The following is a 22,547-nucleotide window of genomic DNA, read 5'->3' as shown; positions in this document are numbered from 1 at the left end:
TCGAAACCAAACGAATGCAACTATGACCTATCGAACGATTCGCCAGCGCTTGATGCTGAGCGCCGGCAGTACCGTAATTATGGGCCTAATGTTAGCCGCTGCGGCAAGTTCTCAAGCCTCTGCCACAGCCTATGAAAGACCAACTTCATCAGCAGGCACGTCAGTAGACGCTACAAAGCCACACCCAACGCCATTCCATATCCATTTTTGGGAAGCGCTGGAACTGGAACCCCAAGACGCCTGGACAACGCTGCGTAAAAGCTTTCAGTGGCAAGAGAAGTCACTGCCCGCCGAGGCCCAAGCACGGGTAGACGAATGGATTGAGTACTACCGCTCAAGCCCCGAAAATATTGCCACTATCACCGAACGCGCCACCCCTTGGCTTGCCTGGATTACCCAGCAAGTTAGCGAGCGCGGTTTGCCTGGCGAAATCGCGTTGATTCCTTTTGTAGAGAGCTCCTTTGATCCAGGCGCCCGGAGCCACCGCGGCGCCGCTGGACTATGGCAGTTTATGCCCGGTACCGGCGATGCACTGGGCTTGGTGCGAAATGGTAATTATGACGGTCGGTTAGACGTGGTGACCTCTACCGAAGCGGCGTTGGACTACTTGGAAATGCAGGCTGATCAGTGGTACGAAGGTGATTTAATGCTGTCGTTAGCCGCTTATAATGCAGGCGCAGGCACCGTTAACCGCGCTCAGCGTCAGGCCCTGGGGCAAGGTTTAAACGGCGATTACTGGGATCTCTCGCTACCCTATGAAACCATGCAGTATGTGCCCAAGCTGAAAGCAATCGCGACGATCATTAACGATCCTGAGCAATACGGCGTAAGTTTGCCGGAAATACACGTTGACCCGGCTTTTGCCAAAGTACAGCTGTCCCATCCGGTGACTCTCTCAGAAGCCTCGCAGCTACTGAATGTCAGTCAAACTGCGTTAGTAGAGCTAAATCCAGGCCTGCTTAACGGTAGTATCGATCCCCGTAGCGCCCAGACACTGCTGGTACCTGAAGAAATCGATACGCAGGTGCTTGCGCAACTTGCACAGGGCGACAGTCAGACACAAGACAGCAACCAAGCGTTTGCGCAAAACAGCAATGGCAATACCCACCGCGTTGAAAGGGGCGATAGTCTCTCTGCGATTGCAGCTCGGTATAATGTTGACCAGCAAGACCTTATCCGCTGGAATGCGATTGAACGCCCCAGCGCTTTACAACCTGGCCAGCTGCTGACACTTTCAGGACGTTAATTTAAATTAACTAGCTGGCTTTGTTCACATGGGATGTTACCAATGCCGCGTGGTTTGTTTTTTGCGAAAACGCTTCTACTCATCAGTGGCCTGCTGCTAAACGTATCGATACTGGCTTCTGATACGCTAGCCTCAGAGACAATTGCTTCAGAGACAGCAGTCTCAGAGACAGCAGCTTCAGAAACGGCGTCTAACAGTGACTCACCCACCACCGCTTCCAGCACTAATCTGGTGGGTGATTTAAATACCGACGCGAATAACGTGGTGCCGGTTAAAACCGTTCATGCGCTATCGCTTTACGATAGCCCCGAGCTACCCGCAGACTTCCCCTACTTTCCCCATGTAAATCCGCAGGCCCCCAAAGGCGGTACTATTACGCATACCGCCGTGGGAAGCAGCTTTGATTCTACGAACCCGTTTATTATTCGCGGCACGCCTGTTACCGGCATTTCACAAATTTACGACACTCTGATGGCCAGCAACCCGAACGAGCCCTTTAGCCTTTACGGCCTGCTGGCTGAGGGCGTTCGCCTTGACCCTGAGCGGCATTGGATTGAATTCGACTTGCGCCCGGAAGCACGTTTCCAAGACGGTGAACCGGTTACTGCCTACGATGTAGTGTTCTCGCTTAACTTACTTCGTGAAAAGGGTAATCCGTTTTACGCCAGCTACTACGCCGGGGTGGAAGAAGCCATCGCCCTAAATGAGCATCAGGTACGCTTTACCTTTAACGATACCGATTCCCGAGAGCTGCCGTTAATCGTTGCCCAACTGCCCATACTCCCCCGCCACTACTGGGAACCCCGCGAGTTCACCTCACCCACCCTAGTCGCGCACCCAGGCTCCGGGCCCTACCGCATTAGCGAAGTTGACCCTGGTCGACGAATTGTTTATCAGCGCGACGAGAACTATTGGGGTAAAGATTTACCGGTCAACGTTGGCCGTTACAATATTGATCGCATTATTTACGATTACTACCGTGACCGCGATATTGCCTGGGAAGCGTTCAAAGCCGGCCTGACCGACTTTCGTACCGATGCCCGCGCCGCCACCTGGGCGATTGGCTATAATTTTCCTGCCTATGAAGAGGGCTTGGTCAAGCGGCTGACGGTGCCGGACGTCAATCCTTCAATGATGCAGGCATTTGTCTTCAACCTGCGTAAAGAGAAGTTTCAAGACCCACGTGTGCGAGAAGCATTGAGCCTTGCCTTCGATTTTCCGTGGCTTAATACCAATATTTTTTACGGCACTTACCAGCGCACCGAGAGCTTTTTCCAAAACTCTGAAATGGAAGCCACCGGGCTGCCTTCGGAGGCAGAGCTAGCGCTACTGGAGCCCTTCCGTGACGAGTTGATAGCCTCCCATGGTTCTGACCGCCTGTTTACCGAGCCGCTACCTATTGCGCAGCCCACTGATTTGCGCGAGAGGCTACGCAAAGCACTCGATCTGCTACGCGAGGCAGGTTACTTGGTTGAAGACGGCGTATTAGTCAATCAGGAAACTGGGCGGCCGCTAAGCCTCGAAGTGTTGCTCTACGACTCGGGGCTTGAGCGCGTGGTTCAACCCATGCTGCGCAACATGGCCCGCTTGGGGGTGCAGACCTCACTGCGTATCGTTGATATTAATCAATATTTAAACCGGCAGCGCAATTACGACTATGACATAGTGATTAGTCATTTCCCTCAGTCGAATAATCCGGGCAATGAGCAGCGCGACTTCTGGACCAGTGCCGCCGCCGAGGCGCCGCAAAGCCGCAACCGAATGGCGCTAGCGCACCCAACGGTCGATGCACTGGTGGAAACGATCATTAGTGCAGATGGCCGTGAAGAGCTGGATACCGCCACCCGCGCGCTAGACCGGGTGCTGCGCTGGGGGTTCTATGTGATTCCCCACTACCACTCAGGGGAAACCCGTATCGCCATTTGGGATAAGTTTGGCTACCCGGAGCCATTCCCAGCTTACGCCATGGATATGGATGCGTGGTGGGTAGACACCCAACGTGAAGCAGCACTGCAGCGTCGTCAACGCGGCCGCTAACGCTGCCGGTATAAAAACGACGGATGGCAACGGCTTATCCTTAACGGCTTCATCGTCATAAACCTCGGAGTGCTCTGTGGCTCGCTATACTATACGCCGACTGCTGCTAATGATTCCGACTCTCTTCGGGATCATGCTTCTCAATTTTATGATTGTTCAGGCGGCGCCGGGCGGGCCAATTGATCAGATGTTGGCGCGTTTTGAAGGCGCCGACGCCATGGCCAGCACTCGCTTGGATATGGGCGGCGCCGACGTCCAGGTCAGCGACGACTCACGGGGCGCCCGAGGCATTGACCCACGCTTTATCGAACAGCTAGAGCAACAGTTTGGTTTTGACAAACCCGCCCACCAACGCTTTATCGGCATGATGGCGGACTACCTCACACTCGATTTTGGTACCAGTTTCTTCCGTGATCGCCCGGTCACCGAGCTGATGATCGAGCGGCTGCCGGTTTCCATATCGTTGGGGCTCTGGACGACGCTGCTGGTCTACTTAATCTCCATTCCTTTAGGCATCAAAAAGGCACTGCGCCACGGTTCCCGGTTTGACGTTTGGTCATCAGGGCTAGTGATTGTCGGCTATGCCATCCCGGGCTTTCTGTTTGCAATTCTACTCATTGTCCTGTTTGCCGGGGGCACCTACTGGGACATCTTCCCTTTACGCGGTTTAACTTCGCCTGACTTCGACCAGCTTTCTGCCTGGGGCAAGGTCAAAGACTATTTTTGGCATATTACGCTGCCGGTCATCGCCGCATCGATTGGCAGCTTTGCCACGCTGACAATGCTGACCAAAAACAGCTTTCTAGATGAGATTCACAAGCAGTATGTGATTACCGCCCGCGCCAAGGGCGCCGACGAGCGACGCGTGCTTTACGGCCATGTGTTTCGCAACGCCATGCTGATTATTATCGCCGGCCTACCGGCCGCTATGATCGGTATTTTCTTCACCGGTGCGCTGCTTATCGAAGTGATCTTCTCCCTGGACGGGCTGGGCCTGCTCGGTTTTGAGGCGGTCATGCAGCGGGATTATCCGGTGATTTTCGGCACCCTATTCCTGTATACCGTGATCGGCTTAATCCTCAAGCTGATTTCTGATTTGACCTACGTGTGGGTAGACCCGCGTATCGACTTTTCAACTCGGGAGTCGTGATAATGGCCTCTTTATCGTCACGTTTATCGCCTATTACTCGACGTCGACTGGCCGCTTTCAAAGCCAATCGTCGTGCCCGGGTGTCGCTCTGGTTATTTGCCACGCTGTTTATCCTCAGCCTGTTTGCCGAACTGATTGCCAACGACAAACCGATCATTATGCAGTACGAAGGCCAGTGGTACTTTCCCATGCAGGTGGACTATCCGGAAACCGAGTTTGGTGGCTTCCTGCCGACCCGAACAGACTATCTGGACCCCTTTGTGCAGCAACAGATTAAAGACCACGGCTGGGCGCTTTGGCCTATCATTCCATTTTCGTATCAGACCCTGGATATGAATATGACCCGCCCCTCCCCGGCCCCACCGGATAGCCGCCACTGGCTGGGCACCGATGACCAGGGCAGGGATGTATCGGCACGGGTGATTTATGGTTTTCGCCTTTCGGTGGCCTTTGCCCTGGTACTCACTACAGGATCATTAGTCGTCGGTGTCGTAGTCGGTGGCGTACAGGGCTATTTTGGTGGCAAGGTTGATTTGATCGGCCAGCGATTCACCGAAATTTGGTCGGGTTTACCCGTGCTGTTCCTGCTGATTATTTTAGCCAGCTTTGTTCAGCCAGGTTTTTGGTGGCTGCTGGGAATTATGCTGCTCTTCTCGTGGTTAGGCCTAGTGGACATCGTACGCGCCGAGTTCCTGCGTGCACGCAATTTGGAGTACGTGCGCGCGGCCAAAGCTATGGGATTGCCGTCTCGCTTAATCATGTGGCGCCACGTGCTGCCCAACGCCATGGTTGCGACGCTGACATTTATTCCGTTTCTGTTTACTGGCGCGATTGGTACGCTCACCGCACTGGATTTTCTCGGTTTCGGCCTGCCCCCCGGCGCTCCTTCGCTTGGTGAACTGGCAGCCCAGGGTAAAAATAATCTTCACGCGCCGTGGCTGGGTATCACGGCGTTTATGACCCTGGCCATCATGCTCTCGCTGCTGGTCTTTATCGGCGAAGGCTTACGCGATGCCTTTGATCCTCGTCACGTGCAGCAGCGCCAAGCGGGTACTGCCCAGGAGACTCAGCATGCCTAATCCCCTGCTGCGCATTGAAAATCTTGATGTCGCCTTTGATGGCAACCCGGTGGTGCAGTCAATCTCGCTGACCCTCAATACGGGTGAAACGCTGGCAATAGTGGGTGAATCAGGCTCAGGCAAATCCGTATCAGCGTTGGGTATGGTGAACCTGCTGCCCAGTAACGCCAGCGTTGACGGCGAACGCTGGTTGGGTGACACCAATCTGGCCCACTTAACGGAAACTGAGTGGAACGCTATACGCGGTAATCGCGTCGGTTTTATCTTCCAAGAGCCGATGACCTCGCTCAACCCGCTACATCGTGTGGGCAAGCAGATCGGTGAAGCGTTACGGCTGCATCAAGGGCTGCGCGGTCAGGCCGCCCGCCAACGCAGCAAACAGCTGCTTGAACAAGTTAAACTGCCGCGCCCGGACGAACTGCTGGATGCCTGGCCCCACCAGCTCTCGGGTGGCCAGCGTCAACGGGTGATGATTGCCATGGCGATTGCCAACAATCCCTCACTGTTGATTGCCGATGAGCCCACCACCGCGCTGGACGTTACCGTTCAGCAGGAAATTCTCGCCCTGCTACGTGAACTGCGCGATCACCATGGCATGGGCATGCTGTTTATCAGCCACGACTTAAACCTGGTACGGCGTTATGCGGATCGCATCTGCGTTATGTATCAGGGCCGCATTGAGGAGATCGGCCCGGTAGAACAGGTATTTCAGCATCCGCAAAGCGATTACACCAAAGCGCTACTTGCGGCTGAGCCGGAAGGTAGGCCCCAAGCCATTGAGCAAACAGCGCCGCTACTAACAGCTCGTCAGTTAAGCGTTAGTTTTAAGCGCCCTAAAACCGGTTTATTTAAACGCCAGCCGCCCGCTTTTGTAGCGCTTCAACCAACCGATTTGCATATTGCACCAGGGGAGACTCTGGGCATTGTGGGTGAGTCCGGCTCAGGTAAAACCACGTTGGCATCGGCAGTCATGCGACTGGTTAGCAGCCAAGGCGAGGTTAGCCTTGGCAACGATAAGCTAAGCTCGCTATCCGGCGATGCGTTGCGCCGTCAGCGTCACAGGCTGCAGATGGTGTTTCAAGACCCCTATGGCGCCCTTTCACCACGTATGCCGGTGTTCGATATCGTCAGCGAGGGGCTGCGCTTTCACTACCCTCACCTCACCACTGAAGAAGTCGCCCAGCGGGTTAACCAAACCCTGCAGGAAGTAGGTTTGCCGGAAAGCTGTGCCGCTCGCTACCCCCACGAGTTCTCCGGTGGTCAGCGCCAGCGCATAGCCGTGGCCAGAGCGATTATCTTAGCGCCGGAGTTGCTGGTACTTGATGAGCCCACCTCGGCGTTAGATCGCACCGTGCAGAAGCAGCTAGTCGCCCTATTACGCGACCTTCAGGCGCGTCGGCAGCTAAGTTATTTATTCATTAGCCATGATTTAGCCGTTGTCCGCGCCATGGCCCACCGCATTATGGTGCTCAAGGATGGTGAAGTGGTCGAACAAGGCCCCTGCTTAGAGGTGCTTTCAGCGCCCCAGCACGCTTATACCCAAGCACTGATTGCCGCTGCGCACTTGGCCTCTTAAGAGAGCCCTTTAAAAAGAGCCCTTTAAAGAGAACCCAATACAAACCCTTAAGACGAAGCAACGGCTAACGGCAATGCCGGAAGCCAGTTTTCGCAAGCGAGCTTTCTACCTGGATAGCACAGCCCTCAGTAATTATTTAAGATAAACTCGTAAGATAACGGTATAAATATTTAGCTAAAAATAAAGCCGCCACCCATTGGGGAAGCGGCTAAACAAGACTTTAAACAAGCACTCAGAAAAGCGCGATTTCCTCGCTGGTCAATTCCCGCCACTCGCCGGGTGCCAGGTTCTCATCTAGTGCTAAATCCCCGATGGAGCTGCGGTGCAGTGAGTTAACATGATTACCCAAGGCGGCAAACATTCGTTTCACCTGGTGATAGCGCCCTTCGGTAATGGTCAGCTCCGCCTGGGTGGGCGAAAGCAGCCTCAACGTTGCGGGCTGAGTCAGCGTCTCTTCCCCATCCAGCATCAGGCCATCGGCGACTTGGCCAATCGCCCACTCCGCTGATGCACCTTCCATAGGTTCCGCTAACTCGGCGATATACACCTTGGCGCAGCGATGGCGCGGTGATGTGACGCGGTGAGACCACTGACCATCATCGGTTAACAGCAGCAATCCCGTGGTATCTACATCTAACCGCCCTACCGGCTGTAAGCGATCGGCTTTGGGCAAATCTATTAGGTCTATTGCGCGCTGATAGAGTCCACGCCGCGCATTGCATTCAACGTCGACCGGCTTGTGCAGCATAATGTAGCGCAAGCCTACCAACTCCAACCGTTCGCCGTTCAGAACAACCACATCGTTATCGGTATCGATTTGGGTCGCCGACTGTTTGATCGGCTCGCCATTTAGGGTCACTTCGCCATTTTTGAGTGCCCGTTTGGCGAGACTACGGGTTAACGGTGAAGTTTCACTCAAAAAGCGATCAAGGCGCATCATTAACCCACTCCTGGCAGCAGCTTAAAGTGGTCGGCATCTTGCCAGGCAGGAAATTTTTCACGAAAAGCATCAAGGGCAGTTTTATCCAGCGTGCCCGTTTCTATAAACGGGGAATGGGCAGGTTTATCAATTAGCGGTTCGCCTTTGAAGTCGACCAACAGGGAGTCGCCGCTGTAGGCAAGCCCTTTGGCATCTTCTCCAACGCGGTTAACGCCAATCACATAGCTTAGGTTCTCCACCGCACGGGCTTGTAGCAGCGTGCGCCAAGGGTGACGACGCGGTGCTGGCCAGTTGGCGATACACAGCAGCGCATCATACTCGAAATGCTCCCCTTCTGCTGGCTGCTGGCGCATCCACACAGGAAAACGTAGGTCATAACAAACGCTGAGCAGCAGTTTAAAGCCATTGAGTTCCACCACTTTACGCTCACTACCCATGCCGTAACGCTCATGCTCACCGGCCATACGGAACAGGTGGCGCTTGTCATAGTGGGTTATCTCGCCCTCTGGAGTCGCCCAGATCAAGCGGTTATAAAAATCGCCGCCTTCTTCAATCGCCACACTGCCGGTCATCACGCAGTTACGTGCCTTCGCCTGGGCCTTAAGCCAGGCAACGCTTTTGCTCTGCGCCATGGGCTGGGCCATTTCCCGGGAGTTCATAGTAAAGCCCGTGGCAAACATCTCTGGCAATACAATAAGATCCGTATCGCGGCTATCAAGCTCACCCAGCAACTGCTCAAGATGGTCGTGGTTGGCCTGGGGATCCTCCCAGCGCAGATCACACTGCACTAGCGTGCTTTTAAGTTGACTCACTAAACACCTCCATTTCGTCAGTCTCAAGGCAACGTTTATGCTAGATTAGCATCTTTAAATAATGAGGCTGCTATGCTTCCTACTCCAACACGCGATCCTGAAGCAGTCAAAGGTGTCATGTTTGGGCTCACCGCCTACACCATGTGGGGCTGCTTTCCGCTCTTTTTTGCCCTGTTTGACGGCGTTCCCGCCTTTGAAATTTTGATTCACCGGATCATTTGGGCGTGTCTGTTTTTGGTCGGTTTGATTACTTTGTTACGCCGCTGGCCTCCGGTGGTCACAGCGTTGGGCGAACCCAAACGGCTTGGGCGGGTGTTGGCCTGCGCGCTATTAATAGCGTTTAACTGGGGTATCTATATTTATGCGGTGGAGTCTAAGCAGGTACTACAAGCGAGTTTGGGCTACTTCTTAACGCCGCTGGTGAATGTCGCCTTGGGCATGCTGGTGCTGCGGGAGGTGATGGCCAAGCTGCAGTTGGTAGCCCTGGGGTTAGCGAGCATAGCCATTGCCACCCAGTTTGTGATGCTGGGCGAACTGCCCTGGATTAGTCTGCTGCTGGCGTTAAGTTTCGGCAGTTATGGCCTGTTTCGTAAGCAGGTGCCGTTGGACGGTTTATCGGGCTTGTTTGTGGAGACACTACTGCTATTCCCCCTAGCCCTGATAGCTCTCACCTGGCTAAGCTGGAACGACACCTCACATTTTTTGCAGAACACTTCCACCACTAGTTTACTGATCGCCAGCGGTGCATTGACTGCGCTGCCGCTAATGGCCTTTGCTGGCGCAGCCCGCCGATTACGTTTGGCAACCCTGGGCTTTTTAATGTACATCAACCCAAGCATCCAGTTTCTGATTGCCTTAACCGTGTTCGGCGAGCCCTTGGGTATTATCCAGTTGGCCACTTTTGTGCTGATTTGGATTGGGCTTGCGCTCTACTCCTGGTCAGCGTGGCAATCACGCCCGCGCTACTCGGCGGTCAGCTAACGCAAGCCCTGGTGTTGCGCTGGTATCGGCGCTTGTTTCAAGCGTAGGCGCCGATACAGCGTCCCTTTCAGGCTGGTAGCCAACTCGGAACCCGCCCCAATGTTTACCCTGTACGTACACCGGTACTGAGAGGTCATGCATGATCTCACCGGTGTCCCGCTTGTAGGTTTGCAGCAGCAATGGCTTTTCGTGAGCGCCACAGCGGCTGCCGGTGGGGTCATCGAAAATCCTTTTATTGCGGCAGAATTTTAGATCGTGGGCGTAATCACCGGTTGGCACGAGGCTGACCGCTTTGTTATGGGTTGGCACATAGCCTTTACGGTCACAGGCGATGGCATAACTTAAGCCGAGCTGAGTGAGCAAAGGCTCTTGCAGCTCGGGTAGATACCTATCGGTAAAACTATCAAAGCCGGTTGTGTACTGCGGCGGCTGTGTACCCGGGATCTGCTCATACTGGGGCTGGAAAAGGTGGCTATCTGAAAGTTCTCCGCTGGCTATCGCTTTTTCCAGCAGCTTGCCCAATTTATCGGCCGTTGAGCGAGCCGCCCGGAACACCTGCTGATGACGCCCTTCCAAGTGCTGTTGAGCCAACTCCCCATCGACGCCTTCTGCGGCTTCCATCAGCGCCCGGGCTTGCTCAGCCAAATCGTGCATATTGCGGTTACCTTCATCAACATCCTCTTCCAACTGACGCAGGCTGTCGGCAACGGTTTGGCTATGCTGACGGGTGTTTTCCATCGCATCGGCAACGCGGGTAATTTCACTCTGCACCTGGTCGAACTCTTGCGTCATCGTACCCAGGCTATTGCCTACTCCCTGCAAGCCTTTTGAGCGCTCGCTAATACGCGACATCAGGTCGCCAATGGTGTCGACCACCGTTTGGCCACTCGCATGCATATCTTTGACAAGTTCATCGACACTCTGCGTGGCTGTGGAGGTTTTCAGAGCAAGGTTGCGGACTTCGCCAGCAACCACTGCAAACCCTCTGCCGTGTTCACCGGCGCGCGCCGCCTCTATAGACGCATTGAGCGAAAGAAGATGCGTTTGCTCGGCAATATCTTCAATCATAGAGGTGACGCTGCGTACCCGTTCAATTTTATCGTTCAGCGCGGTCAACATCTCCAGCGCTTGACTTGAGCGGTCAGCAACATCGCTCATATCCTGGATAATATCATCCAGTTCTGCGTGATTATGATGACTGGCTTCCCGAGCGCTCTCTGCCAGCGCTGCCACCTGGCTGGCGCTGGCGCTGACCTGCATAATGGCTGCATTAATGGCGGTCATGCTTGATGAAGCCTCACGGGCCATGGCCTCTTGCTTGGAGAGGCGCTGATCCATCAGGTCGGCATAGTGCGACACTTCTGCCGAAGCAATCGCGGTACTACTGGCACGGTTCATTAAACGGTAGGCCATACCACGTAGCGAACGGTAATCACGTAGGGGCTTAAAACCACGCTGGCGATGTTTAGGGCGATGTTCAAGGCGTTGTTCAAGACGACGTTGGTCGGCCCGATACACGCCTTCAAGCACACTGAGCAGTACAGCGCCGCCACCCAATGCGGCGGACACGAGCGCCAGATAAATCCATACACCGCCTTGCAAGGCAAGGCCTATGGATAACGCCAACAAAACCCCCGGAACTAGCAATCGCAGTAAGCGCATGAGCAGTACTCTTTTATTAACGTTATTGAGTATCGAAAACCCTATTTTGGAGGGCTTAATTCCCCTTTGCGGCTTAGCTTAGCGTGTTACGGTAATGAAAGAAGTAGCACTTTGGGGGCAGACCGAAAGAGTATAAGCACTGAGTCATCATTGGGTTAGCGCAGTGAAAATGAATATAAGCACTGCAATGAAATGGAATATCCCTTACTCTCTTCCTTCTGCCACCCTTACACCACCTGGAACCCATGCTAAAGCGCTATTTGCCGATCCTGACGTGGCTCCCCCACTACCATAAACGCCTGTTTGGGGCCGATCTCTTGGCGGGTTTAATCGTCACGGTGATGGTCATTCCCCAGTCGCTGGCCTATTCGCTGTTAGCCGGGCTGCCTGCGGTGGTGGGACTCTATGCCAGCATTCTGCCGCAATTGGTCTATACCCTGTTTGGCACCAGCAAAACCCTTGCCGTTGGGCCGGTTGCCATCATCGCGTTAATGACCGGCGCCGCGCTCTCCTCCGTGGCGGTCACAGGCACAGAGACCTATCTACAGGCAGCGCTTATCTTGTCACTACTTTCCGGTGGCATGCTGGTGATCATGGGGCTGCTGAAAATGGGCTTTTTCAGCAATTTTCTCAGCCACCCGGTTATTTCCGGCTTCTTAACGGCGTCGGGCATTTTGATCGCCGCTAGCCAGCTGGGCAGTTTGCTGGGGGTTGAGAGTAGTGGCTTTACGCTGGTAGAGCGCCTTGTCACCCTGGTGCCCAATTTAGCCACTTTCAACTTACCTACCTTGCTGATTGGCAGTGGAACCCTACTGTTTTTAATCGCAATGCGCCGCTATGGTAAGGCCACCCTGAATAAGATGGGCCTGCCAAACACCCTGGCGGACTTGATCGCCAAAGCGGGGCCAGTTTTTGCCGTCGTGATTACCACCCTAGTAACCTGGCACTGGCAGTTGGGCGGTAACGGCGTTAGCGTTGTGGGACAAATTCCAGGCGGGTTGCCTGCACTTAGCTTTCCCTGGGGAGACTACTCACTGTGGCGGGCACTGTTGATCCCCGCGCTGCTAATTAGTCTGGTCGGCTTTGTGGAGTCGGTTTCCATGGGCCAGATGTTAGCCGCAAAGCGGCGCCAACGCATCTCTCCCAATCAAGAGCTAGTCGGCCTTGGCGCCAGCAATTTAGCCGCCGGGCTTACCAGCGGCATGCCGGTTACCGGGGGGTTATCCCGCACTGTGATTAACTACGATGCAGGTGCCCAAACGCCTGCTGCAGGCGCCTTTGCGGCGCTAGGTATCGCGCTGGTTACTATGTCGTTCACCGGCTGGCTCTACTACCTGCCCATCGCGACCTTGGCCGCGACGATCACCGTTTCGATTTTGACGCTGGTAGACATACCCATGCTGCGGCAAACCTGGCGCTACTCCCGCAGCGACTTTGCCGCCATGGCAGTGACGATTTTGCTGACGCTGTGCGAAGGGGTTGAAGCGGGCATCATCAGCGGGGTAGCGCTTTCTATTGCGCTATTTTTATACCGCACCAGCCGCCCTCATAGCGCCTTGGTAGGCCGCGTGCCCGGCACCGAACACTTTAGAAACACCACCCGCCACGATGTTGAGACAATCAATACCGTTGCCCTGCTGCGCATTGATGAGAGCCTCTATTTTGCCAATGCCCGTTATTTGGAAGACACCGTTTATAACTTGGTGGCGAGCCATCCCGAGCTTGAGCACGTTGTGTTGATCTGTTCGGCGGTTAACCTAATTGATGCCTCGGCGCTGGAGAGCCTAGATGCCATCAACGCCCGCTTAAAAGACTCCGATGTAAAACTGCATTTATCCGAGGTGAAAGGCCCGGTAATGGATCAACTCAAGAAGAGTGACTTCCTGGATGCACTTACCGGGCGGGTATTTCTAAGCACTTATGCCGCTTGGCGTGAATTCTCCTAACCCGGCAAAATCACCTTACCATTGAAAAACCAGGCAATTGCCTGGTTTTTTTATATCTGCCTATAAGCAATAAGAGCCGCTATTGATAACGGCATTGACAGCCACCCAGCGGCTTCTCTACTATCATCCGACCACTTAGCAAAACCGAGTACCGCATAGCAAAACACTATGTAGCAAAACGTAACCAAATCCTTAAGCACAACCACAATAAAGGAGCATCACAATGCATCCATTTGCTCACCGCCTACTCATCGCCACCTTACCTTTATCACTACTTGGCGCAGCAGTAAGCCACGCCAGTGACATTGAACTACCCGGCACCATGGCCTGGACGGCCTATGGCACCAACTCAAGCGGCTATGCCCAGGCCGTTGCCATCGGCAATATGCTGCAGAACAAATACGATTCGTCAGTACGCATCCTCCCCGGTGATAACGATGTTTCACGCATGACGCCGCTTAAACAGGGCCGTGTTGACCTTTGCGCTTGCGGGATCGCCAGCTACTACGGCGCGGAGGGTGTAATGATGTTTGCCGACCGTGACTGGGGCCCTCAGCCGCTACGTGTTATTACTACTTCTACCGCCTCTTTTGGCCTTTCCCTTGCAGTTGCGGGCGACTTGGACGTTGAAACGCCCGCTGACCTGGCAGGCAAGCGCATCGCCTATATCCGCGGCGACGATGCGCTTAACAAAGGCACCGAAGCTTACCTTGCCTTTGGTGGCTTGACCTGGGATGACGTAGAGCGTGTTGATTACCCCGGCTACGGGCGCTCGTTTGACGGCATTATCGCTGGTGATGTGGATGCCTCCTTTACCACAACGGTTACCCCACCAGCCCAGCAGTTGGCCAGCAGTCCGCGCGGCATTAGTTGGCCGGTGCTAGACCCCAACGACGAAGCAGGCTGGGAGCGTATGGCGGCGGTCGCACCCTACTTCCGCCCTCACGAAGTCACGTCTGGGGCAGGCGGCATCAGCGCCGACAACCCAGTGCCCAGCGCTAGTTACCCTTACCCCATTGTGGTGGCCAACCAAGACCTGGATGACAACGTCGCTTATGGCCTGATCAAAGCCATGCAGGAAAATTTTGACGACTATAAAGATAACGCCCCTGGGGCGCTTGGCTATGCCTTGGAGCAACAAGATCTACAGTGGGTGGTGCCGTTCCACGATGCGGTCGTGACGTACTACAAAGAGATTGATGTATGGACTGATGAAATGCAGGCCCATCAAGACAAACTCGTTGAACGCCAGAACGTGCTGTTAACCGCCTGGGAAAGCTTTATGCAAGACGCACCCAGTGATGATGAGGAATTTACTGCCGACTGGATGAAAGCCCGTGCCACCGCGCTTAGCGATGCCGGTTTCGAACCGATCTTCGAGTAATACGCCACGGGGCGGCACTTGCCGCCCCCTGTTGATTGACGGATGCCCCCATGACCACAGATACCTCGCCTGCCAATCATCAGCAGGTTAAAGAAAAGATCAGCCAAATTCGTCAGCTTCCCCCTACGCTGCGCTGGATACCCGCCACGGTCACCGTCATTTTGATGGCGATGACGCTGGATTATCTTTTCAACGTTGGCTTATTTACTTTCGTTACGGGTCTGGAAACACAGTTTTACTACGCCGTTGTGGCGCTGCTGCTACCGCTGGTTTTTCTGCTTTGGCCCATGCGCAGTCGCCAACAAGAGCAACCCATCCCCTGGTACGACTACGTATTGAGCGCTACGACGCTTATCGTTGGCGGCTACTTTGTTTACAACGCCGTCCCCATTCTAGAGCGCGGCTGGGCGTTTTCTGCGCCCGAGATCGCCATTTATGCGAGCTATGCCTACTGGCTGCTGATTATCGAAGCGGCCCGCCGGGCAGGCGGTTTACCCATTGCGATTATTGCCGGGGTATTCTCGCTCTATCCGCTGGTGGCAGATATTGTCCCAGGCCCCATCCAGGCGTTTCCTTCGACTCTCGAACAGACCGCTATGTACCACACCATGAGTACCGAAAGCATCATGGGGGTGCCGCTGCAGGCGTTCGCGGGACTGGTGATCGGCTTTTTGGTATTTGGTGTCGTGCTACAAAAAAGCGGCGGCGGTAAATTTTTTATTAACCTGGCATTTGCGCTGCTGGGCCATGTGCGCGGCGGCCCCGCAAAGGTATCAATTTTCTCCAGCGGCCTGATGGGCTCAATGAGCGGCAGCGTGATCAGTAACGTACTGACCACTGGCGTTTTGTCGATTCCCGCCATGCGTCGTATCGGTATGAGCCGCTCTTTTGCAGGCGGCGTTGAAGCCTGCGCCTCCACTGGCGGTGTGTTAATGCCCCCGGTAATGGGTGCCACCGCTTTTGTGATGGCAATGTTTTTGGATGTTCCCTACTCCACCATTGCACTGGCAGCAGTGATTCCTTCAATTCTCTACTTTTTGGGGCTGTTTATACAGATCGATGCTTACGCAGCTCGCCACGACATTAAAGGCTTGCCCGCCGTTGAGCTGCCTTCGCTTTGGCAAACCCTCAAAGAGGGTTGGTACTTTATTTTTGTGTTTGCTTTATTGGTCTGGATGCTACTGATTATGCAGCGCGAAGCCGTGGCTCCTTTCTACGCCACCGCGCTGCTGTTGGTGCTCAACCAGCTTTCCAAACATAACCGTTGGGGCTGGAAGGATGTCGGTGACACGCTCTCCTCCGCCGCTAAGCTGTTTGCCGAGCTTATCGCTATTCTGGCCGGCGTGGGCATGCTGGTCGGCGCGCTGTCGATGACCGGCCTTTCCGGCACTATCGCCAACGACTTTATTAATATTGCCGGCGGCAGCGTGCCGCTACTGCTACTCATGGGCGCCGTGACTAGCTTCGTGCTGGGTATTGGCATGACCGTGACCGCCGCCTACATCTTCCTGGCGGTAGCACTAGCGCCTGCCTTGATCCAAGGCGGCGGGCTGGATCCCATGGCGGTACATATGTTCATCCTGTACTGGGGCATGCTGAGCTTTATTACCCCGCCGGTGGCACTCGGTGCCTTTGCTGCCGCGACCGTCGCTGGTGCTCGCCCCATGGCAACCGGCCTACAGGCAATGCGGTTAGGTAGCGTTATCTACTTTATTCCTTTCCTGTTCGTGCTTAACCCCGCGCTGATTATGCAAGGCGAGCCGCTAATCATCGTGGCGGTGTTTATCCAGGCAGTGGCAGGCATCATTTTGTTTGCCTCTGCAATGCAGGGTTACTTGATAGGTGTCGGTCGACTGGGCTACGGCCCACTGCAAGAACCTATTATTCGTGGCTTGGTATTAGTCGCTGGGCTGCTACTGGCATTACCCGGTGGCGGTATGGTGCCCCTCAGCCAGTGGGAATTGATCGGACTGGCCGCTGCAGCACTGCTGCCCGGCGTTATCTTGGCACGTTTAAGTCAGCGGCATCACCAGCGTTCACACAGCACTTCGGTCGCTTAACAGGTGTCACGCCGAGCGTACTCTTTTTAATTCACACTACATGCGAAATACGAGAGCTTAACTATGTCCGTTCATTACCAGCGCCACGGCGATATAGGCGTTATTCAGATCGCCAATCCACCGGTTAACGCGCTAAGCCACGCAGTACGAAGCGGCTTAGTTAACGCACTGGAAAAGGGTATTGCCGATACGCAAGCTAAAGCGCTGGTAGTGTTAGCCGATGGCCGCACTTTTATCGCCGGAGCCGATATTCGTGAGTTTGGAAAGCCGCCTCAAGCGCCTCTGCTGCCCGATGTGATCACCCAACTGGAAGCCTGCCCAAAGCCGCTGATTGCCGCCCTGCACGGCACGGCCCTGGGCGGTGGATTGGAAGTGGCTCTGGGCTGCCACTACCGAGTGGCACTGGCGGGCACCCGGGTGGGTCTTCCGGAGGTTAAACTTGGCCTACTGCCCGGCGCTGGTGGCACCCAGCGTTTGCCGCGTTTAGTAGGCGTTGAGCGCGCCTTGGAGATGATCACCAGCGGGCGTTTTGTTGCGACAGAAGAAGCTCTTGAGGCAGGCATTATCGACGCCATTAGCAGTGCTGAAACGCCCCTTGAAGCGGGTTTAGCTGCGGCCCAAGCAGTGCTTGCAGACAACCAAATGGCACGTGTTACGGGCCAACTATCAGCGCCAGCGGCTAATCCCCAGGCAATCTCCGCTATGGTGGAACGGCTGCATCAAGACGCTGCAGAGCTGTTCTCACCGTTTCGCATTGTGGAAGCTGTGGAGGCCTCTGTGACGGCTGAATCACTTCAAGATGGCTTGCGCCGTGAGCGGGAGCTGTTTTTGGCCTGTATGGACTCTCCTCAGCGCGCCGGGCTGATTCATCTCTTTTTCGCTGCACGCAGCCCCCATGTGGTTCCTGAAATTGAGAACGCCGACGCGTTTAAACATGTTGCGCTAATCGGCGAAGACCCACTGTTTGAGCGCCTGCAAAAAGCCGCACAAAAGGCGGGCATTACCCTAACCAGTGAACCAGACAACGCTACTGAACTTTGCCTACTGGCGCCAAATGCAGCCAGGGATTCAGGCACAGCACTCCCTACCATCGCACTAGCCAATATTGGCATCAGCAGCGATATCGGCAGCAATAGCGACAGCGCGCTAAGCCTAGTCATTGCTGAAAAAGGCAGCATGGTAGAGCTGATCAACTTAAACGCAGAGCCACTTACCCACCAGCGAGCGGCACTCACTCTGAAGGCATTGCGGTTAAACGTCGTGGTCAGCCGACAGCAAAGCCTTCTGAATACCCTGCAACTTGCTAGTCAGCAGGCTACAGCAAGCGATAGACACTCTGCCCTTGAGCAGGCGAGCGTCAGGATTGCGGAGCAGGGTTTCTGCTTCCGCGAGAGTGATATCGATTTGTTGGCGGTGGAAGCACTGGGCTACCCGCGTCACTTAGGTGGGCCTCACCGTCAATCAACCCTTAAGGACACACCACTATGAACCTCACCTTTAGCCCCGAAGAGCAGGCCTTTCGCGCAGAGGTTCGCCATTTTCTAGCCGAGGCACTGCCCAGCGATATTAGCGAGCGCGTGCGCCTGGGGCGCCACCTGCGTGCCGAAGATCACCTGCGCTGGCAGAACATCCTCAGCGAGCAGGGGTGGCTAGCCTCTAACTGGCCTAAAGAGCATGGCGGCCCAGGCTGGGGGCCCGTGCAGCGGCATATATTTGATGAAGAGTGCGCCGCAGCCCACGCGCCGACGGTTGTACCCTTTGGCGTCAATATGGTGGCGCCGGTGATTATGAAATTCGGTAGCGCGGAGCAACAGCAGTATTACCTGCCGCGCATTTTGAGCAACCAGGACTGGTGGTGCCAAGGTTACTCTGAACCCGGCGCGGGTTCCGATTTGGCGGGGCTGAATACCCGCGCGGTTCGCGATAGCGACCACTATGTCGTGAATGGTCAGAAGACGTGGACGACCCTAGGCCAGCACGCCAATATGCTGTTCTGTCTGGTGCGCACTGACCCAGACGCTAAAAAGCAGGCGGGAATCAGCTTTCTGCTGATCGATATGCAAACCCCTGGCATCACTGTGCGGCCCATTATCACCCTGGATGGCGCCCATGAGGTCAATGAAATCTTTTTAGATAACGTTCGCGTTCCCGTAGAAAACCGAGTTGGTGAAGAGGGCCAGGGCTGGACGTGCGCCAAATTTCTGCTCACCCACGAACGCACCGGCATTGCAGGACTTGGCCACGCCAAGCAGGCGCTGCGTCACTTGAAGTCACTGGCCAGCCGAATTGAACATCGCGGCAAGCCGCTGCTGGCGTTGCCCAGCTTTCGCCACCGTGTCGTCAAAGCCGAGCTTGAATTGATGGCGTTGGAAGTGACCAACCTACGCGTGATTGCTGCGGCTCGAGATGGCGGTGCACCCGGCGCCGAAAGCTCGCTGCTGAAAGTGCGTGGCTCAGAACTTCGCCAGGAGCTAAGCGAGCTCACTCGCCGCGCCCTGGGCCCCGCCGCCCTACCGTTCTTCCCCGACTTTCTGCATGGCGAAGGCAGCCTGGACGACGAGCGCGCCCAAAGCGCGGCCGCCAGCGCCCAGTACTTCAACCGTCGCAAGCTGTCGATTTATGGCGGTGCCAACGAGATACAGAAAAGTATCGTCGCCAAAACCATTTTAAACATGTGAGGTCAGCATGGATTTTGCTTTAACCGACGAGCAGCGCATGCTCGAAGAGACGCTCACCCGTTTGGTGACCGACCAGGTATCCCCCGAACAGCGCCGTGCGATGCTTGCCGCTGCCCCTGAGGGTGCATCCCCCCTGTGGCGCACTTTTGCCGAGCTAGGCTTGCTGCATATGCCCTTTAGCGAAGACGTTGGTGGGCTGGGTGGCGACGGCACCGACCTGATGATTATTATGCAGGCGCTGGGGCGCGGTTTGGTGCCCGAAGCTTATCTGGCAGGCCTGGTGCTGCCCGGCCAGTTGCTGGCGTTGACCGCCAACAGTGGTCAGCAAACAGAGTGGTTAACCCCGCTGCTTGAAGGCGAGCACCAGTTAGCGTTTGCATGGCAGGAGCATAACGCCCGTTATGACGCCTTGGCGATCGCCACCCAAGCGACCCAGCAAGATGGGCAATGGCAGTTAACCGGCAAAAAAGATGTCGTCCTGAACCTTGAAGCAGCAGCGGCTAGTCTGGTTACCGCTCGATTGGATAACGCCAAGCTAGGGCTCTTTATCGTCCCTGCGAATGCACCGGGCACCTCTACGCATCTCTATCGCACTATCGACGATCAGCCCGCCGGTGACCTCACGTTAGACAACGTTACGCTGCCGCCAGCCAACTGCTTGAGTGAAGATGTCAGCGATGCACTAGCGGAGGTACTGGCCCTTGGCCGCGCGGCGCTCTGCGCCCAAGCCATTGGCGCAATGGAAGAGGCCTGCGATCAAACCCTGGCCTATCTTAAAGAGCGCAAGCAGTTTGGCCTACCGCTTTCCACTTTCCAGGCGCTTCAGCACCGCATGGTGGATATGCATCTGCACTTAGAGCAATCCCGCTCCATGGCGATTTTGGCCGCCACCAGTCTAACCCTGCCTGCCAGTGAGCGGGATTATAAAATTGCTGCGGCCAAAGCCTACTGCGGCGAGTCGGCGCGTTTTATTGCCGAACAGGCGATCCAGCTTCATGGGGCTATGGGCATGACCGAAGAGTGCTATGTCGCCAGCTACGCCAAGCACTTGGTGATGTTTGATCACTATTTCGGTGACAGTGACTACCATCTCGAAACAGTCAGTGAACTGTTAACCGCTGCCTGAGAATGTTAGCAAAGGAGTGATACATGGCAGATTACGCCAGCGAATTAGTCACTGTCAGTGCTATTGAAAACGGCACTGTCGAAGTCGCGATTGCCCGCCCAGAAGTACGTAATGCGCTCAATGAAGCTACCGCTCTGGCACTCAATGAAGCGCTGGCGGCGGTGGCGATTGATGAACAAGTTCTCTGCGTAATTCTGCATGGTGAAGGCAGCGCATTTTGTGCGGGTGCTGACCTGGCGGAGTTTGAGAAGGCGACCTCTCAGCCCGCCAGCGAACGGCTGGAAACGCTTTTCCTGCCCGCCATTCGCAGTTTAATGACGATGGACAAGCCGGTGATTGCAGCGGTTAGTGGCGCCGCTGCGGGCATTGGTGTTTCCTATGTGCTCGCCAGCGACATGGTGGTGATGGGCCGCTCCGCTTACCTGAAGCTTGCCTTTATCAATATCGGCCTGATCCCCGACGGCGGCGCCTGCTGGCATCTGGTACGCAAGCTTGGCCATGCTCAGGCGTTTGAAATGGCCGCCTTGGCGACCCCCATTGCGGGTGAGCGCTGCGTTGCACTCGGATTGGCTAACCGCGTCGTCGAAGATAATCAGGTGCTAACAGAGGCGCGTTCGCTGGCCCAAGCGCTGGTCGCGCAGTCGCCTCAAGCATTAAGCGCTACCAAACGCGCCCTGCGTGAAGCCGCACAGCGCTCGCTGAATGACACGATGACGTTGGAGGGCGAACTACAGGATCAGTGCAAAGCCTCTGAGGATTTTCAGAGACGCGTGGCGGCGTTTCGTCAAAGCCGCCGTAAGTGATCCAGCGCTTGCTGGTAGTCCTGGCGCAGCGTGGCTATCTCGTCGGCCACGCTACTAAGCGTGTTAATACTACCCACGCCCTGGCCTGCGCCCCAGATATCCCGCCACGCTTTGGCTTTGCTGCTGCCCCCCGAGCCATAGCGCATAGCGCTTTTATCGCCTTCCGGTAGCGCATCCGGGTCTAATCCTGCCTGTTCAATACTCTGGCGTAGATAGTTACCGTGCACGCCGGTAAACAGATTGGTGTAGACAATGTCTCCCGCTGCCGCATCCAGCACCATTTGCTTGTAGTCGGCTTGAGCGTTTGCCTCTTGGGTGGCAATAAAGCGTGTGCCCATATACACCAAGTCGGCGCCCAGCGCCTGGGCAGCAACGATCTGCTCGCCTTTGGTAATCGCCCCCGCCAGCACCAGCGGCCCGTCGTAGAAGCGGCGCACCTCGGCCACAAAGGCGAACGGGTTTAAGCGCCCGGCATGGCCGCCCGCGCCGTGGCACACCAATATCAAGCCATCGACGCCAGCATCAATTGCCTTCTTGGCATGGCGCAGCGTGGTGACATCATGAAAGACCAGCCCACCATAAGCGTGCACTTGTTCCACCACTTGATTAGGCGCATGCAGGCTGGTAATCACCAGCGGCACCTTAAACTCGGCGCACAGTGCGACATCGTGCGCTAAACGGTCATTGGTAGGATGAACGATTTGATTCACCGCAAAGGGCGCCGAAGGCTGTTCTGGGTGACGCTGATCATAGTCCGCCAGGGTTTGGGTGACCTGCTGTAGCCACTCACGCAGCGTTTCCGCTGGACGAGCATTGAGCGCTGGAAAAGCGCCAATGATGCCTGACTGGCACTGAGCAATCACCAGCTCAGGCCCGGAGACGATAAACATCGGAGAGCCGATCACCGGCAGAGTTAACGAAGCGGTTAGGCGCGTTAGCATAGGGCAACTCACTATTGTTATTGTAAGGTCGTTAAAAAGCCCCTTACGGGGCTTTTACGAGACTCTTTTCAGGGCGTTTACAGCTTGCTCTCAAGCTCCGGCAGAATCTCAAATAGATCGCCGACC

Annotated in this window: 17 protein-coding genes; 13 read left to right on the top strand and 4 right to left on the bottom strand. The window is 55.4% G+C overall.

What is annotated here, in order from left to right; all coding sequences use genetic code 11:
* The first annotated feature begins 22 nt into the window (after positions 1 to 22).
* The 5 genes from A6R74_RS01650 (at position 23) to A6R74_RS01630 (ending at position 7,088) form a co-directional block, all read left to right on the top strand.
* Positions 23 to 1,246: a transglycosylase SLT domain-containing protein gene (locus tag A6R74_RS01650; RefSeq protein WP_064232684.1), complete on the top strand. Its 1,224-nt coding sequence runs from the start codon at positions 23 to 25 to the stop codon at positions 1,244 to 1,246.
* Between the two features lie 42 nt (positions 1,247 to 1,288).
* A complete protein-coding gene (locus tag A6R74_RS01645) occupies positions 1,289 to 3,283 on the top strand; it encodes an extracellular solute-binding protein (RefSeq protein ID WP_064232681.1) in 1,995 nt (664 codons plus the stop codon).
* 76 nt (positions 3,284 to 3,359) lie between these two features.
* A complete protein-coding gene (locus tag A6R74_RS01640) occupies positions 3,360 to 4,433 on the top strand; it encodes a microcin C ABC transporter permease YejB (protein WP_064232679.1) in 1,074 nt (357 codons plus the stop codon).
* A gap of 2 nt (positions 4,434 to 4,435) precedes the next feature.
* A complete protein-coding gene (locus tag A6R74_RS01635; protein ID WP_064232677.1) occupies positions 4,436 to 5,512 on the top strand; it encodes an ABC transporter permease in 1,077 nt (358 codons plus the stop codon).
* Positions 5,505 to 7,088 carry an ABC transporter ATP-binding protein gene (locus A6R74_RS01630; protein WP_064232675.1) on the top strand — a complete coding sequence of 528 codons (1,584 nt, stop codon included), beginning with the start codon at positions 5,505 to 5,507 and terminating at the stop codon, positions 7,086 to 7,088. Before A6R74_RS01635 ends, A6R74_RS01630 begins: the two co-directional genes overlap by 8 nt.
* A gap of 232 nt (positions 7,089 to 7,320) precedes the next feature.
* Here the strand turns inward: A6R74_RS01630 and A6R74_RS01625 are convergent, their stop codons facing one another.
* Positions 7,321 to 8,025, bottom strand: a complete 705-nt coding sequence (locus A6R74_RS01625) for a pseudouridine synthase (RefSeq protein ID WP_064233164.1) — start codon at positions 8,023 to 8,025, stop codon at positions 7,321 to 7,323.
* A 2-nt stretch (positions 8,026 to 8,027) separates the two neighbouring features.
* Positions 8,028 to 8,840, bottom strand: a complete 813-nt coding sequence (locus A6R74_RS01620) for an amidohydrolase (protein ID WP_064232672.1) — start codon at positions 8,838 to 8,840, stop codon at positions 8,028 to 8,030.
* 72 nt (positions 8,841 to 8,912) lie between these two features.
* Between A6R74_RS01620 and rarD the strand changes: the two genes are divergently transcribed.
* Positions 8,913 to 9,821: an EamA family transporter RarD gene (rarD, locus tag A6R74_RS01615; protein WP_064232670.1), complete on the top strand. Its 909-nt coding sequence runs from the start codon at positions 8,913 to 8,915 to the stop codon at positions 9,819 to 9,821.
* On the opposite strand, the gene A6R74_RS01610 is transcribed toward rarD, so the two are convergent.
* Positions 9,792 to 11,483 carry a methyl-accepting chemotaxis protein gene (locus A6R74_RS01610; protein ID WP_064232668.1) on the bottom strand — a complete coding sequence of 564 codons (1,692 nt, stop codon included), beginning with the start codon at positions 11,481 to 11,483 and terminating at the stop codon, positions 9,792 to 9,794. The two genes, rarD and A6R74_RS01610, sit on opposite strands and share 30 nt — an antisense overlap.
* Before the next feature lie 245 nt (positions 11,484 to 11,728).
* On the opposite strand from A6R74_RS01610, the gene A6R74_RS01605 reads away from it, so the two are divergent.
* The 7 genes from A6R74_RS01605 to A6R74_RS01575 all read left to right on the top strand — a co-directional run bounded on the left by A6R74_RS01605 (position 11,729) and on the right by A6R74_RS01575 (position 21,480).
* Complete coding sequence (locus A6R74_RS01605; protein ID WP_064232666.1) at positions 11,729 to 13,429, top strand: SulP family inorganic anion transporter; 1,701 nt, start codon at positions 11,729 to 11,731, stop codon at positions 13,427 to 13,429.
* Positions 13,430 to 13,652: 223 nt separating this feature from the next.
* A complete protein-coding gene (locus tag A6R74_RS01600) occupies positions 13,653 to 14,813 on the top strand; it encodes a TAXI family TRAP transporter solute-binding subunit (RefSeq protein ID WP_064232664.1) in 1,161 nt (386 codons plus the stop codon).
* Positions 14,814 to 14,863: 50 nt separating this feature from the next.
* Positions 14,864 to 16,873, top strand: a complete 2,010-nt coding sequence (locus tag A6R74_RS01595) for a TRAP transporter permease (protein ID WP_064232662.1) — start codon at positions 14,864 to 14,866, stop codon at positions 16,871 to 16,873.
* A 63-nt stretch (positions 16,874 to 16,936) separates the two neighbouring features.
* Entirely contained in the window at positions 16,937 to 18,361 is a 1,425-nt protein-coding gene (locus A6R74_RS01590; RefSeq protein ID WP_064232659.1) for an enoyl-CoA hydratase/isomerase family protein, read from the top strand.
* Complete coding sequence (locus A6R74_RS01585) at positions 18,358 to 19,551, top strand: acyl-CoA dehydrogenase family protein (RefSeq protein WP_064232656.1); 1,194 nt, start codon at positions 18,358 to 18,360, stop codon at positions 19,549 to 19,551. Before A6R74_RS01590 ends, A6R74_RS01585 begins: the two co-directional genes overlap by 4 nt.
* Before the next feature lie 7 nt (positions 19,552 to 19,558).
* The gene (locus A6R74_RS01580) at positions 19,559 to 20,677 is read left to right on the top strand and encodes an acyl-CoA dehydrogenase family protein (protein WP_064232654.1); all 1,119 of its coding nucleotides are present in this window, start codon (positions 19,559 to 19,561) and stop codon (positions 20,675 to 20,677) included.
* 23 nt (positions 20,678 to 20,700) lie between these two features.
* Entirely contained in the window at positions 20,701 to 21,480 is a 780-nt protein-coding gene (locus A6R74_RS01575; RefSeq protein ID WP_064232651.1) for an enoyl-CoA hydratase/isomerase family protein, read from the top strand.
* Here A6R74_RS01575 and A6R74_RS01570 read toward each other — a convergent pair.
* A complete protein-coding gene (locus A6R74_RS01570; RefSeq protein ID WP_064232649.1) occupies positions 21,462 to 22,421 on the bottom strand; it encodes an NAD(P)H-dependent flavin oxidoreductase in 960 nt (319 codons plus the stop codon). The two genes, A6R74_RS01575 and A6R74_RS01570, sit on opposite strands and share 19 nt — an antisense overlap.
* Between the last annotated feature and the right edge of the window lie 126 nt (positions 22,422 to 22,547).

It is taken from the genome of Halomonas sp. ALS9, from assembly GCF_001651035.1.
Lineage (GTDB): Bacteria > Pseudomonadota > Gammaproteobacteria > Pseudomonadales > Halomonadaceae > Vreelandella.
Note: the sequence above shows the minus strand (reverse complement) of the source record. Positions and strands in the feature narration are given on the sequence as shown.